Origin of the sequence: Micromonospora sp. NPDC007208 (genome assembly GCF_042869175.1) — a bacterium.
Classification (GTDB): Bacteria; Actinomycetota; Actinomycetes; order Mycobacteriales; family Micromonosporaceae; genus Micromonospora; species Micromonospora foliorum.
Genome location: NZ_JBIAFG010000015.1, coordinates 118,940 through 132,126, shown reverse-complemented (window position 1 = coordinate 132,126; position 13,187 = coordinate 118,940). Strand labels below are relative to the sequence as shown.

Genomic DNA, 13,187 nt, shown 5'->3' with positions numbered 1-13,187 from the left:
ACGGCTTCGTGTCCACCACCACAGCGACCCGTTGCGGGGAACGTCGAGGGCTGCGACATGCCGCCAACTGACCGGCACCGATGCCGCAGCCCTCTGCACCTACGGAGGCGGCCGACGCCTTCGCGTGCCTACTCAGGCGGTGTCGTCGCTGCGGATGTGAACGGTCCCGCCGCCGCTGCGCAGATCCTCCGTCACCTGCTTCTCGGTCAGGGCGACAAGATGCGAATCGACCGTCGCCTCGTCCTTGAGCCGCGCGTGCGTTTCGTGGACGCGGGCGGAAAGCTCAGCGTCGTCGGCGTCCGGGAAGCGTTGTTTCAGTGTCTCGACCTGACGTTGCAGGGCGATCTCCGGGTCAACGAGACCGCCGGTGGCTGCGGGTTCGGTCATCACACACCTCGCCTGTCGTCCTCTGTGTCTTGATGGGTGGTTGCCCCGAACATCCACTCGGCACTCATTCGTTCGCGCAAAGTTCACCTCTGGCGCTGTCTGACAAGCGGCTTCCAACAACCTAACCTCCTAGGATGCCGTACGGGTTGTGCTCCAACCGACTCGCGTCATCCGCGATTCCGAACAGCACACTGCCGGCGGTGACGGTAAGCCGGCGCGTGGGCTTCGAGGCGGTGTCCGACCCCGGCTGTCCGCCCCTCCGGGGTAGCGCTCTGACCGAGAAGCGTGACGCTACGGATCTGGCCGCACACGTGCTGAAACGGCGGCGGTAGCGGTCGGGAGCGGCTGAAAATTCGCGCCCGAAATCGGTAACCAAATCGGCCGGCCGACCCGTCAGTCAGGTGACGGATCGCCACTGCGGGCGGTCGGGCCGAGGAGGGGGTACGGGACATGGGTGACGTCCGTGGGCGTTTCAGGGACGACCTGGCCCGACACCCCGCGCCGCCGTTGGGTGACCTGGTCCAGCAGTCGGTGGTGCAGGGCCGCCGGCTGCGCCGCCAGCGCCGTCTGGCGCAGCTCGGCGCCGGCGGGTCGGCGTTGGCGGTGCTGCTCGTGATCGGCTTGGCCGCCGGGCCGTTCGGCGTCGGTGCGGATGACGCCGCTCAGCCCGCCGGGCCGAACGTCGGCGGCCCGGGTGGGCCGGTCGCCACCACGCCGTCGCCGGCTGAGGTCCCAGATGGTGCCGCCCCGGGCCGGTTCGAGGGGGGCGCCGATGAGGATCCGCGAGGAGACCCCTATCGGCCGGTGCCGCCGACCACGGTGATCGACACCGTGAGGATGAGGCCGGAGCCGGACGGCGAGCTTTTGACCACCACACCGCAGGGCGCTCTGGATCTGCTGGGCCGCCTTTTGCCCAAGGGGGACACCAGCGGTTTCGCGAACCTGCAGAGCGGCGGGGCGGGTCCCGGCATGCCGTACGTCCAGCTCTTCCTGGATCGAGGCGATGGACCGGGCATGGTGCGGCTCTCCATCTACCAGGACAACCTCGGCGGCGACCCGCCCACGGGGACGGTGGAGCTGACCGAAGTACCCGACGACTGCGTGCGGAACAAGGTGGTCACCGTGCACCACGGCGGTGGCCTCCAGGTCGATCTGATGATCTCCACCTGTCTGGTCTGGGAGGGCAAGGGGACGTCGCCGGCAGCGCCCGTTCTCTCCGTGAAGGAGGCGACCTCGATCGCCGCCAACCCGAGCTGGGGGACAAAAATGCCGGCCGAGTTCGTCATCAGCGGTGCCAAGAGGTTCCCGACGCTGGCCCGGTCGAATGGCTGACGAAGACTTCGTGGAGTTCGCGCAGGCGGCCGCTCGCCGCCTGCGCGACGCCGCGTTCCTGATGTGCCGCGACTGGCATCTCGCCCAGGACCTCACCCAGACGACGCTGGCCAAGGTGTACGCCAACTGGAGGCGGGTCCGCCGGGCCGACGACCCCCACGCGTACGCCCGCAAGGTACTGCTGCGCTGCATGATCGATCAGCAGCGGCGTCGCTCCAGCCGCGAGTTGGCGATGTCGGCGCCGCCGGATCGGGGCGAGGAACATCCGGCCGAGCTGCGCATGACGTTGCTGGACGCGGTCGCCACCCTGCCGTTGCGGGATCGGGCGATCATCGTCCTGCGGTACTGGGACGACCTGAGCGTGGAGACGACTGCCGAGGTTGTGGGCGTCTCCACCGCCGTCGTCAAGAGCCAGAGCATGCGTTCGCTCAACCGCCTGCGCGAGTTGCTCGGCGAGACCCGTTCCGAGCTGTTCGCCGAGGAACGCCATTGACCGGTCCCGTCGGCGGCCGGGGTGCGGCGGATCCCGGTGGTGTCGGTGGCAACTGTCTGCGTTTGGGGAGGTTTTCGGTGTCCGTATCGAGCAGCAGGAGGCGCCGAGGCCGGAGCCGCGGCAGAGGCCGAGGCTCGGTCGCTGTCGTGCCGGCGGTCCTGTCGGCGTTGGCGGTGTTGGCCGCGGGCTGTCATCGGTCGGAGCCCGACGTCGGCCCCGATGAGCGACACACCGCAACCGCGGAACGGGCCGATCCGAGCATGCTGCTGGGGGCGGGTGATCTGGGTTCGGACTGGCATGAGGACGAGGCTCGAACCGGTCTGCCGCCCTGGCCGTGGGAGCAGGACAGCTGCCCCAACTACCAGAGCAGCGACTACCCGGCCAAGTCGCATCGGCGGTCTGCCGTGCAGCGCTCCTACCGGCCGTCCGACGGCTCGTCGGCAGCCCACCACGTGGTGGAGACGTACGAACCTGGATGGGCCGAGCGGAATGTCGACGACGTCCGTCAGGTCCTCCTGCGGTGTGCGAGCTACCTGGTGCTGGGATCGCAGGTCTCGTTCGACGTCGTCGATCCACATTATCTGGAGGGCGTCGGCATGCTCATTCGAGGACGCATCGCGCATGCCGAACTCCCGGATACCGTCACGTACGTCGTGCTGTTGAGACGAGGCGAGACGGTCTCGACGGTCAGGCTGCCCGACTCGGGCAGCCAGGTTGCGGTGGACTCGATCGCGGCCAAGGCGGTGGCCCGTCTTGGCTGAGGGGAGAGGTCGGCCGCTGCCCCGCCGCTGGGTCGTCTCCGCGGTCACCATGTCTCTCGCCGGCGTCGCGACGGCCGCCTTCGGTGCCACGCACGGTCGCTCCGGCGACGGAGCCGGCCCGTCGCGCAGTTCGTCCCCTGCCCAGCCGATTCCCACGACGCCGGCCGTCGACCGGATCGGCCAGGCGAGAACGCGCATCGAGGCCTACCTGGAGCGGTACGGCGGCCGTGTGGCGGTCGCGGCACTGGATCGACAGGGAACGGCTGCGGTGACGGTCGGCGGCAGACGGTTCGAGACCGCCAGCATCGTCAAGGTCAACATCCTCGCGGCCCTTCTGCTGCGCCAGCGACCGCCGGGCAAGGCCCTGGGTGGTGACACCCGACGGTTGGCCGAGGCCATGATCGTGTCCAGTGACAACGACGCGGCGGTTGCCCTGTGGCAGCGGATCGATGGCTCGCGCGGCCTCACCGCCGCGAACCGCGCACTCGGTCTGCGGGAGACCAAACCCAACTCGCACTGGGGAGTCACCACGACCACAGCCGCCGACCAGCTGCGCCTGCTGACCGCGCTGACGTCGCCGACGGGACCGCTGACCCCGCAGGACCGTGCTTTCGTCATGGACCTGATGCAGAAGGTGATCCCCGAGCAACGATGGGGCGTCACCGCCGCGCGGGAGCCGGGCAATCGTTCCGTGTACGTCAAGAACGGCTGGGACACCGTTGACGTCGACGGCGGCCGCTGGCTCGTCAACAGCATCGGACGGATCGTCGAGGCCCGTCATGACTGGCTGATCGCCGTGCTCTCCGACCATCACGTGAGCCAGAAGGAGGGCATCCGCGTCGTCGAGAAGGTCGCCACGTACGTGGTCAAGGAGATGCGCGCCGCCACAGCGGGCGAGAGTCCTTCCCAGGGGTAGACCCGACGTCGGGGCAGGCCGACCGGGTTCGGTCGACCTGCCCGGCAGTAGAAGAACTCAGATCTTGTACCCATCCGTCTGCGGGTCGGCCTCGAATGCCTCATGACAGCAGCAATCGAGTACAAGCATCTGAGGAGTTCGTATGAAGCGGCGCCTGTTTGCCACGGTCGGCGTGATCGCCGTGCTGGCCCTGTCCGCCTGCGGCGGTACCGACAGCGAGGACACGGCGAGCGGCGCGCCGAGCACGTCGGCCAGCACGCCGATGGTCTCGGCGTCGCCGTCGATGATGATGTCGGGTCAGTTCGGCTCGGGGTGCACGGCGGTGCCGACTGATCCGTCCAACCCGGGAAGTTTCGAGGCGATGGCGAAGGTGCCGGTGGCCACCGCCGCGTCCGGTAATCCGCTGTTGTCGACGTTGGTGACGGCGGTGAAGAAGGCCAACCTGGTGGACTCGCTCAACGGCGCGCAGGGCGTGACGGTGTTCGCGCCCACCAACGACGCGTTCGCCAAGATTCCGAAGGCCGACCTGGACAAGGTCCTGGCCGACGACGCCATGCTGCAGAAGGTCCTTACCTACCACGTGGTGCCGACCCAGTTGTCCCCGGACACCCTAGTCGGGACCCACAAGACGTTGCAGGGTGACGACGTCACGGTGACCGGTGGTGGCACGTCGTTCACCGTCAACGGCACCTCGATGGTGGTCTGCGGGAACGTCTCGACGGCCAACGCCACCGTGTACATCGTTGACAGCGTCCTGATGCCCAAGAGCTGATGGTGTCCACCACCAACGAGCCCCGGCCGGCGACTCGCCGGCCGGGGCCGTCCCGGAGCGTGACCGTCGCCCGCGGCCTCGTCGTCGGGGTGCTGAGCGCCGGGGTTGCCCTCGGCGTGGCGCATCTCGTCGCGGCGCTGGTCAATCCGGCCGCCGATCCGGTGCTGGCGGTCGGCAGTGTCGCTGTCGACCTGGCACCGCAACCGGTCAAGGCGTTCGCCATCCGCACCTTCGGCACCAACGACAAGGTCGCCCTCCTCGCCGGCGTCTACACCCTGTTGGCCCTGAGCGCGGTCCTGCTCGGCGCGGCGACGTTACGACGACGCCGTTACGGTCTGGCCGGCCTCGCCGCGTTCGCCGGTGTCGGTGTCGCCGCCGTCCTGTCCCGCCCGACGGCGACGCCGGTGGACGTCCTGCCGGTGCTGGCGGGCGCCGGCATCGGGATGGCCGCGATGCTTCTGGTGGCGCGTGCCGCTCGGACGGTCCCGGGCCCGGGACAGGGTCGGCCGCGGCTGCTCAACCGCCGCCAGTTTCTGGCCACGGCGGCGGGAACAGCGCTCACCGCCGGCGCCACGGCAGCCATCGGCCAGGCCGTCGGTCGTCGCAGCGCCGTCGGCGCCCGTTCCCGCGCCGCCGTTCGGATACCGCCGCCAGCGCAACCCGCGCCGCCGCTACCCGGTGGCGTCTCCGCCGGCGTGGACGGGGTCTCGGCGTTCCTCACCCCCAACCGGGACTTCTACCGGGTCGACACCGCCCTCACCGTTCCGCAGGTCGACGTGGAAACCTGGCGGCTGACCCTGGACGGCGCGGTCGACCGGCCCCGTACCTGGACATTCGACGAGCTCCTCGCCCGCGGTGTGGTGGAGCGCGACATCACCCTCAACTGCGTCTCCAACGAGGTCGGCGGCCCCTACGTCGGCACCGCCCGCTGGACGGGGATCCCCCTGGCGCCGCTGCTACGCGAGGCGGGCATCCGCGCCGGGCAGAACCAACTCGTCAGCCGTTCCGTGGAGGGCATGACCATCGGCACCCCGCTCGAGGCGGTCCTCGACGGCCGCGACGCGCTCCTGGTGGTGGCCATGAACGGCGAAGCCCTGCCCCTGGAGCACGGCTTTCCCGTCCGCATGCTCGTCCCCGGCCTGTACGGGTACGTCGGCGCGTGCAAGTGGCTCACCTCCCTGGAGGTGACCACCTTCGACGCGTTCGACCCCTACTGGGTGCGACGCGGGTGGGCCGCCGAGGCACCCGTCAAGACCGCGTCGCGCATCGACACCCCGAAACCCTTCGCCAAACAGCGGGCCGGCCCCGTGATGATCGCCGGTGTCGCGTGGGCGCAACGTCGGGGGATCACCGCCGTGGAGGTGCAGATCGACGACGGGCCGTGGCGGCAGGCCCGCCTCGCCGACGGCCCCTCACCGGACCTGTGGCGGCAGTGGACCTACCGCTGGGACGCCACCGCCGGCAGCCACACCCTGCGGGTACGGGCCACCGACGCCACCGGCGCCACCCAGACCGACCAACGGGCCGCGCCCTTCCCGGACGGTGCGACCGGCTGGCACAGCACCACCGTCACCATCACCTGACCCTGCCGACGGGTCGCCGTCCGGCTCCGGGAAAAGAATCGGGGCCGGGACCAATCCGGTGGACGGGAGGCGACGAATCCCTCACGACAGCACCTGAGCATCAACGCCGTACCCGGCGGAGACGGAGACTTGTTGTGAGATTGCCCCGAGCCCTGCTTGCCGTGCCCGCGGCCGCGCTGGTCCTCGCCTTTCCGGGCGTCGCGCACGCCGACGAGAGCGTGCAGGTCCAGTTGCAGGACCTCAACGAGACCGGCGCGACCGGTACCGCGACGTTGACCGCGACCAGCGGCGGCGACCTGAAGGTCATGATCCGGTCGAAGGGCATGACGCCGAACTCGCCGCACGCCCAGCACGTGCACGGCGCCGCGAACGGCATGGACTTCCACTGCCCGGACAAGTCCGCCGACGCCAACGGCAACGGTTACGTCAGCACCGAAGAGGGCCTGAAGATGTACGGGGACATCTTCATCTCGTTGACCACCACCGGTGACACGACCAAGGCCAGCGGCCTGGCGGTGGACCGGATGCCGACGGCCGACGCGAAGGGCAACCTCAGTTACGAGCGCACCATCCCCGCCGCGGACCTGCCCACGGGCACGATCGCCCACCTGAAGGACCTGCACCTCGTGCAGCACGGCATCGACGCCAACAAGAACGGCAAGTACGACATGGAAGCGCTCGGCGAGTCGACGTTCGCCAAGTCCGTTGGCGTCAACGGCATCCCCGCCGAGGCCACCGACCCCGCGACGTGCGGCATGGTCAGCGGCGCGGCCGCTGGCTCCGTACCCGCAGGGGGTGTCGCCACCGGCGACGGCAGCACCTCCGGCGGATCGCCGATGATGATCTACGCCGTGGGTGGCCTCGCGCTGCTCGGCGCCGCCGGTGCGGTCGTCGCGCGACGCCGGCTCGCCGGCGAGCGCTGAGCCGACGGCGATCCGTGATGGACACCGGCGACGCGCCACTGCCGGCCGGCCGCCGCCGGGGGCGACACGCGCTCCTGGCGGCGGCCGGCATCCTCACCGTGACGGCGGCCCTGACGATCGGTGTCGCGGTCGCCAACCGGGGCGGCGGCCCACCCCCACCCGACGCGTCCGCCGCGGCACCCGCCGCCAGCGCGTCGCCGGTCCCGGCGACCAGGCCGGGGGAGTTGACCTCGGGACCGCTGATGGCCGGCTCGCCGCCAACGCGGGTGTCGATCCCGTCGCTGAGGGCCACCGCCGCGATCGTCCCCCTCGGCCTGCAGGCGGACGGCGCGATGCAGGTTCCGGACAGCGCCACCGACGTGGGCTGGTTCACCAAGGCACCGATGCCCGGCGCCCTCGGCCCGGCCGTGCTGGCCGGGCACGTCGACTGGAAGGGCCGCCGCGGAACGTTCTTCGACCTGGGCAAGCTGCCCGTCGGCGCCGGGATCACCGTCGACCGTCAGGACGGCAGCAGCGCGACGTTCACCGTCACCAAGGTCGAGCAGCACCCGAAGGACCGCTTCCCCACCGCCGAGGTGTACGGGGCGACCGACCACGCGGCGCTACGCCTGATCACCTGCGGCGGCGAGTTCGACGACACCACCCAACACTACCGCGACAATGTCATCGTCTACGCGCGCCTGGCCCACGCTCATCCCGCCTAAGCACCGAGAACGCGGCGGCACACCGAAACCGTCGCCCGCACAGGAGAGGACATGCCGAGAATGAGCGGTGACCCGGAACAGGCGCGGCGGTTGCGATCGGTGCCGCCGGACACCGCGACCCCACCGAACGCCGACGAGCTGCTGCCGCGGGTGGCGCGGGGTGACGAGGCGGCGTTCGCCACGCTGTACGACGCCATGGCGGGCAGGGTCCTCGGCCTGGCCCGGCGGGTCGTCCGCGATCCGGCGCAGGCGGAGGAGGTGACGCAGGAGGTGATGGTCGAGGTGTGGCGCACCGCCGGCCGCTTCGACACCGGCCGCGGCTCCGCCTCGGCGTGGATCCTCACCATGGCGCACCGCCGCGCGGTGGACCGGGTGCGCTCCGAACAGGCCCACACCAACCGCACCCAGCAGGTCGCCGCGAGCGAGACGCACGTCCCGTACGACGAGGTGGTGGAGGATGTCACCGCCCGGTTGGAGCGGGAACAGGTCCGCCGGTGCCTGGGCCGGTTGACGCCGGTGCAGCGGGAGTCGGTGACCCTGGCCTACTACGGCGGTCACACCTACCGAGAGGTCGCCGAGAAGTTGCAGACACCGCTGCCGACGGTGAAGACGCGGATGCGCGACGGGCTGATCCGGATGCGCGACTGCCTGGGCATCGAGATGGAGGGACGCGCATGAGCGCCGATGTTCACACCCTCGCTGGTGCGTACGTCCTGGACGCGGTCGACGACGTCGAGCGGGCTGCGTTCGAGCGGCACCTGGCCGAGTGCGAACCGTGTCGCGTCGAGGTGGCCGAGTTGCGGGAGACCGTCGCGCGCCTCGCCGACGACACCGTCATCGAGGCCACCCCGCCGGGGTTGCGGGAGCGGACCCTCGCCCAGGCGGCCCGGACCCCGCAGCTGCGCGTCAACGCCGCGGGTGCCAGCGGCGGACGGCAGGCAGGCAGGTGGCGGCAGCTCACCGTGGCCGCCGCCGCAGCCGTCCTCGTGGCCGGCGGCGCGAGCGCGGTCACCTGGACCATCAGCAACGACCGGATCAGCGACGAGCAGGCCAGCAGCGAGCAGGCCCGGCAGATCGCCGCCGTCCTGGACGCCCCGGACGCCCGGGTTTTCGAGCGGTCGCTGCAGCCCGGCGGTGCCGCCACCGTGGTGGTCTCCCGCGACCGCGACCACGGTGTGGTGCTGCTGCGCGACCTGCCCGCGCCCGGTGCCGGGCGGATCTACGAGCTCTGGCTCATCCGGGGCAGCGAGCCCCGCAAGGTGGGACAGCTCGCCGAGGGGGACAGGGCGTCGACCACGGTCATCGGCCCGGTCGGCGAGGCGGGCACGTTCGGGGTGTCCAACGAGCCCGTCGGCGGCTCGGCCGCCCCCACGCGGATCGTGGGTACGGTCGAGCTGAGCTGAGCTGGGCCGGCCGGCACACCGGCGGGGGTCCGGCCCCGCTCCGCTGCCCCGGAACGAGACCGAGCCGTTCCAACGACTAGCCCTCGCAAGCTTCCGCCGCGACTGACGCTCTTCCGCTCAACTGCGTTCGCGGCACGCTCGCACGTCCACCGGTGATATCACCAGCGGTTATACGGTCTCGCTCGATGGTGTTCAGCACGGCAGCGCCGTGGAGGCCTCGGGACTTCGCCTCACCAGGACCAGGTGCCGGGGCTGGTGTTGGTTACCAGAACGCCGATGCCGTAGTCGCTGATGACCACGGCCGCGTAGCGGTCTTTGTCGTACACGTTGAGTTTGTATTTGTCGCCCTTCTCCGACCACTGCCAGTAGTCGTTCACGCCGGACTGCGGCGAGAACGACTGCAACGGCGACATGGTGGCGGGTGCCAAGCCGTCGACGTCCAGGCTCTCGGACCTGCTACCACCGGTCCAGGTGACATTACCCGTCAGCGCCTCGCTGGAGATGTTGACAACAAAGAAGTCGAACGAGCCGCCGCCTGCCATGGCGCCTTTGTCCGCGCCCTCAGATTCCATCAAGGTCTCAATCCCCCGTCTCGGACCCGGCGTTCAGTGACCGGCTTAAGCCCAGAATAAGGCCGAAAACGGCCTTTTGAGATTAAAACGGACACTTCGGATCGGCGGTCGTTTCTCCCATCTTCGCCGGCCATCACCGAATCGGATGGGACGCTGGGTGTGTGGACTGGGTAGGGAGCCGGGGGATGGCATCGGGACTACGGTGAACGGCCTCTGATGCGTACCGCGTTGATCGTAGTGGCCGCTCTGGCGGCGGCGGTGGTCGTGGACCTGATCAGTGGCGTGGTCGTCCGCCGGGTAGCCCGTGGCCGTTACCGGTGGTTGTTGGAGCCCCTGCGGCATGCCTGCCGCCGCCCGGCGGCAGCGGTGCTGCTGGTCGGGGCGCTGTACTACGCGCTGCCGTTGGGTCCGGTCGGGTGGCAGCGTCATCTGCGGCACCTCGTCCTGGTGAGCCTGGTCGTATCCGGGGCGTGGTTAGTGATCAGGGCGCTGCACGTCGCCGAGGCGGTGGCGTTCAGTCGACTGCCGGGTGACGCGGTCGCCAGCCGGCGGGTCCGGCGGGCCCGGACGCAGATTCGCCCCGTGCGGCGGCTCACCGTCGCCGTGGTCACCATCGTCGCGATCGGCCTGATCCTGATCACCTTCCGGCCGGTACGCCTCTTCGGTGTCTCCGTGCTGACGTCGGCGGGAGTGGTCGGCGCATTGATCGGCCTGTCCGCCCGTACCGCGCTCGGCAACGCGTTCGCCGGTGTCCAGGTCGCCTTCGCCGACGGTCTGCACGTCGGCGACGTGCTGGTGGTGGACGGCGAATGGGGTCGAGTTGAGGAGGTGAAGCTGACCAACGTGGTGATCCGCCTCTGGGACGAGCGGATGCTCATCCTGCCGACCACGTACTTCACCGAGCGGCCGTTTCAGAACTGGACCCGGAACGAGTCCCGGGTCGTCGGCAAGATCCAGATTCACGTCGACTTCACCGCCGACCTGGACGACCTGCGCCGGGAGGCGCGCCGGCTGGTCGAGTCCTCACCGCTGTGGGATCGCGGCCAGTGGGTGCTCCAGATGGTCGACTCCACCCCGCAGGCAGTGGTCATCCAGGTGCAGGCCTCGGCCGCCGACGGCGCCAGCGCCTGGGACCTGCGCTGCGACCTGCGCGAGGGACTCATCTGCTACCTGCGCGACCACCATCCCCAGTGGCTGCCCCGCACCCGCAGTCAGTACCAACCCTGACCGCGGGTCGTACGTGCCGCCCGCCCATGGTCCTTCTTGAGTCCAAGGACGACCATGGGCGGTGGGTCGCGGATGATCAGTTGCGGGCCCCCGCCTCGCCCTCGTCGCCCGGATGGCGCCACGGCGGCGGGGCCTCCTCTCCGCGTTGAGAGTCCAGCGGGTTCTCGTCGGCTTCCGTGGTCCGCTCGAAGCTCGGGCGGCGGGTCTGCTCCGGCTCGGGTACCTCGATGGGACGGGCACCGGTCTGTGGAGTCTGTTGGTCGCTGGCCACGGCCCGACCGCGGTGGGCACCGTCACCACCGGGCGCCTCCGGCAGGTGCTTCTCGCGGTGCAGTTCCTCGCCGACGCTCTGCGGGGGCTTGGCGGCGCGTTGCGGTAGGTCACGGCCGAGGTCGGCGACCAGAACGCCGTACTTGGCGTCAAAGGCGGGGCGTTCGGAGCGGATCCGGGGCATGCGGTCGAAGTTCCGCAGCGGCGGCGGGCAGGTCGTCGCCCATTCCAGGGAGTTTCCGTACCCCCAGGGGTCGTCGACGGTGACCGCGGCGCCGAAGCGCCAGGATTTCCAGATGTTGTAGATGAAGAACAGGGTGGACGCGCCGAGCAGGAACGACCCGATGGTGGAGATGGTGTGCAGGGTGGTGAAGCCGTCCTGCGGTAGGTAGTCGGCGTAGCGGCGGGGCATTCCGCGGTTACCCAGCCAGTGGTGGACCAGGAAGGTGGTGTGGAAACCGACGAACATCGTCCAGAAGTGGACCTTGCCAATTCGTTCGTCGAGCAGTCGGCCGGTCATCTTCGGGAACCAGAAGTACACGCCGGAGAACGCGGCGAAGACGATGGTGCCGAAGAGGACGTAGTGGAAGTGCCCTACGACGAAGTAGCTGTCGTGGACGTGGAAGTCGACCGGCGGGCTGGCCAGCAGCACGCCGGTGAGGCCGCCGAAGAGGAACGTGACGAGGAACCCGATGGCGAACAGCATCGGGGTCTCGAAGGTCAGTTGCCCCTTCCACATGGTGCCGATCCAGTTGAAGAACTTCACCCCCGTGGGCACGGCGATGATGAAGGTGGTCGCTGAGAAGAAGGGCAGGAGGACCTGGCCGGTGGCGAACATGTGGTGCGCCCACACGTTCAGGGAGTAGAAGAAGATCACCCACAGTGCCAGGACCATGCCCTTGTAGCCGAACAGCGGTTTCCGCGAGAAGACCGGCAGCACCTCGCTGATGATGCCGAAGAACGGCAGCGCCACGATGTAGACCTCGGGATGGCCGAAGTACCAGAACAGGTGCTGGTAGAGCACCGGACCACCGTTGGCGGCGTCATAGACGTGGCTGTCGAGCACGCGGTCGGACAGCAGGGCGAGAAGCGTCGCCGACAGCAGCGGGAACACCACGATCGCCATCAACGCGGTGATGAACATGGCCCAGGTGAACAGCGGCATCCGCCACATCGTCATCCCCGGGGCGCGCAGGGTCAGGGTGGTGGTGATCAGGTTGACTGATCCGAGGATCGTGCCGACGCCCGAGAGCACCAGCCCGATGGCCCAGAGGTTGCCGCCCACCCCCGGTGTGTGCTCCACCTGGCTCAGCGGCGGATAGGCCGTCCATCCGAAGTCTGCAGCACCTGCCGGACTGATGAAGGAACCGAGCACCATCAGGCCGCCGAACAGGTACAGCCAGTAGGCCAACGCGTTCAACCTGGGGAAGGCGACGTCAGGTGCGCCGATCTGCAGGGGTACGAGGTAGTTCCCGAACGCGAAGGCGAGCGGCGTGGCGAACAGGAACATCATGATCGTGCCGTGCGAGGTGAACAGCTGGTTGTACTGCTCCTGAGAGAGGAACTGCATCCCCGGGCGGGCCAACTCGCCGCGCATGAGCAGCGCCTCGATGCCCGCGGCGATGAAGAAGAAGAACGACGAGATCAGGTAGAGCAGGCCGATCTGCTTGGCGTCGGTCGTGGCGAGCAGCCTGAGCAGGGTGTTGCCGGGCACTGCGCGACGCAGCGGCCCAGGGTAGCCGCCGAACTCCGCCGGAGCGAGGATCGCCACCGGACGACCTTGACCAGGCTCAGTACTCGCTGACTTTGGCATGACTCACTCCGAGACCTGGCTCCGTAAGACG

General features: G+C 69.5%; 14 protein-coding genes. 11 read left to right on the top strand and 3 right to left on the bottom strand.

The genetic code is table 11. From position 1 onward, the window contains the following. Nucleotides 1-132: 132 nt before the first annotated feature. Nucleotides 133-387 (bottom strand): three-helix bundle dimerization domain-containing protein, encoded by a 255-nt coding sequence (locus tag ACFYL6_RS25690; RefSeq protein ID WP_387174962.1) that lies wholly within the window; start codon nt 385-387, stop codon nt 133-135. A gap of 450 nt (nt 388-837) precedes the next feature. On the opposite strand from ACFYL6_RS25690, the gene ACFYL6_RS25685 reads away from it, so the two are divergent. From ACFYL6_RS25685 to ACFYL6_RS25640, 10 genes are all read left to right on the top strand, one after another. Then, nucleotides 838-1,719: a hypothetical protein gene (locus ACFYL6_RS25685; protein ID WP_387174960.1), complete on the top strand. Its 882-nt coding sequence runs from the start codon at nt 838-840 to the stop codon at nt 1,717-1,719. Then, on the top strand, nt 1,712-2,212 hold the full coding sequence (locus ACFYL6_RS25680; protein ID WP_387174959.1) for a SigE family RNA polymerase sigma factor: 501 nt from the start codon (nt 1,712-1,714) through the stop codon (nt 2,210-2,212). Before ACFYL6_RS25685 ends, ACFYL6_RS25680 begins: the two co-directional genes overlap by 8 nt. 146 nt (nt 2,213-2,358) lie before the next feature. After that, nucleotides 2,359-2,973 (top strand): hypothetical protein, encoded by a 615-nt coding sequence (locus ACFYL6_RS25675; RefSeq protein ID WP_387174957.1) that lies wholly within the window; start codon nt 2,359-2,361, stop codon nt 2,971-2,973. Next, the gene (locus tag ACFYL6_RS25670) at nt 2,966-3,889 is read left to right on the top strand and encodes a serine hydrolase (RefSeq protein WP_387174956.1); all 924 of its coding nucleotides are present in this window, start codon (nt 2,966-2,968) and stop codon (nt 3,887-3,889) included. Before ACFYL6_RS25675 ends, ACFYL6_RS25670 begins: the two co-directional genes overlap by 8 nt. Before the next feature lie 142 nt (nt 3,890-4,031). After that, nucleotides 4,032-4,661: a fasciclin domain-containing protein gene (locus ACFYL6_RS25665; RefSeq protein WP_387174954.1), complete on the top strand. Its 630-nt coding sequence runs from the start codon at nt 4,032-4,034 to the stop codon at nt 4,659-4,661. A gap of 59 nt (nt 4,662-4,720) precedes the next feature. Further along, nucleotides 4,721-6,244 carry a molybdopterin-dependent oxidoreductase gene (locus ACFYL6_RS25660; protein ID WP_387174952.1) on the top strand — a complete coding sequence of 508 codons (1,524 nt, stop codon included), beginning with the start codon at nt 4,721-4,723 and terminating at the stop codon, nt 6,242-6,244. 134 nt (nt 6,245-6,378) lie between these two features. Beyond that, on the top strand, nt 6,379-7,167 hold the full coding sequence (locus tag ACFYL6_RS25655) for a hypothetical protein (RefSeq protein ID WP_387174950.1): 789 nt from the start codon (nt 6,379-6,381) through the stop codon (nt 7,165-7,167). 17 nt (nt 7,168-7,184) lie between these two features. Beyond that, nucleotides 7,185-7,871 (top strand): class F sortase, encoded by a 687-nt coding sequence (locus ACFYL6_RS25650; RefSeq protein ID WP_387174947.1) that lies wholly within the window; start codon nt 7,185-7,187, stop codon nt 7,869-7,871. 60 nt (nt 7,872-7,931) lie between these two features. After that, complete coding sequence (locus ACFYL6_RS25645; RefSeq protein WP_387175084.1) at nt 7,932-8,549, top strand: sigma-70 family RNA polymerase sigma factor; 618 nt, start codon at nt 7,932-7,934, stop codon at nt 8,547-8,549. Further along, nucleotides 8,546-9,274: an anti-sigma factor domain-containing protein gene (locus ACFYL6_RS25640; RefSeq protein ID WP_387174946.1), complete on the top strand. Its 729-nt coding sequence runs from the start codon at nt 8,546-8,548 to the stop codon at nt 9,272-9,274. Before ACFYL6_RS25645 ends, ACFYL6_RS25640 begins: the two co-directional genes overlap by 4 nt. Nucleotides 9,275-9,504: 230 nt before the next feature. Here ACFYL6_RS25640 and ACFYL6_RS25635 read toward each other — a convergent pair whose 3' ends face one another. Next, entirely contained in the window at nt 9,505-9,846 is a 342-nt protein-coding gene (locus ACFYL6_RS25635; protein WP_387174944.1) for a hypothetical protein, read from the bottom strand. A 216-nt stretch (nt 9,847-10,062) separates the two neighbouring features. Between ACFYL6_RS25635 and ACFYL6_RS25630 the strand changes: the two genes are divergently transcribed. Further along, on the top strand, nt 10,063-11,073 hold the full coding sequence (locus ACFYL6_RS25630; protein ID WP_387174942.1) for a mechanosensitive ion channel family protein: 1,011 nt from the start codon (nt 10,063-10,065) through the stop codon (nt 11,071-11,073). Between the two features lie 76 nt (nt 11,074-11,149). Here the strand turns inward: ACFYL6_RS25630 and ctaD are convergent, their stop codons facing one another. Beyond that, the gene (ctaD, locus tag ACFYL6_RS25625; RefSeq protein ID WP_387174940.1) at nt 11,150-13,156 is read right to left on the bottom strand and encodes a cytochrome c oxidase subunit I; all 2,007 of its coding nucleotides are present in this window, start codon (nt 13,154-13,156) and stop codon (nt 11,150-11,152) included. Nucleotides 13,157-13,187 lie beyond the last annotated feature (31 nt).

Bases quoted from the DNA above. Each gene is read 5' to 3' on its own strand.
- ACFYL6_RS25690 (WP_387174962.1), bottom strand. From the start codon at position 387: ATGACCGAACCCGCAGCCACCGGCGGTCTCGTTGACCCGGAGATCGCC.
- ACFYL6_RS25685 (WP_387174960.1), top strand. From the start codon at position 838: ATGGGTGACGTCCGTGGGCGTTTCAGGGACGACCTGGCCCGACACCCC.
- ACFYL6_RS25680 (WP_387174959.1), top strand. From the start codon at position 1,712: ATGGCTGACGAAGACTTCGTGGAGTTCGCGCAGGCGGCCGCTCGCCGC.
- ACFYL6_RS25665 (WP_387174954.1), top strand. From the start codon at position 4,032: ATGAAGCGGCGCCTGTTTGCCACGGTCGGCGTGATCGCCGTGCTGGCC.
- ACFYL6_RS25650 (WP_387174947.1), top strand. From the start codon at position 7,185: ATGGACACCGGCGACGCGCCACTGCCGGCCGGCCGCCGCCGGGGGCGA.
- ACFYL6_RS25645 (WP_387175084.1), top strand. From the start codon at position 7,932: ATGAGCGGTGACCCGGAACAGGCGCGGCGGTTGCGATCGGTGCCGCCG.
- ACFYL6_RS25640 (WP_387174946.1), top strand. From the start codon at position 8,546: ATGAGCGCCGATGTTCACACCCTCGCTGGTGCGTACGTCCTGGACGCG.
- ACFYL6_RS25635 (WP_387174944.1), bottom strand. From the start codon at position 9,846: ATGGAATCTGAGGGCGCGGACAAAGGCGCCATGGCAGGCGGCGGCTCG.
- ACFYL6_RS25630 (WP_387174942.1), top strand. From the start codon at position 10,063: ATGCGTACCGCGTTGATCGTAGTGGCCGCTCTGGCGGCGGCGGTGGTC.
- ctaD (WP_387174940.1), bottom strand. From the start codon at position 13,156: ATGCCAAAGTCAGCGAGTACTGAGCCTGGTCAAGGTCGTCCGGTGGCG.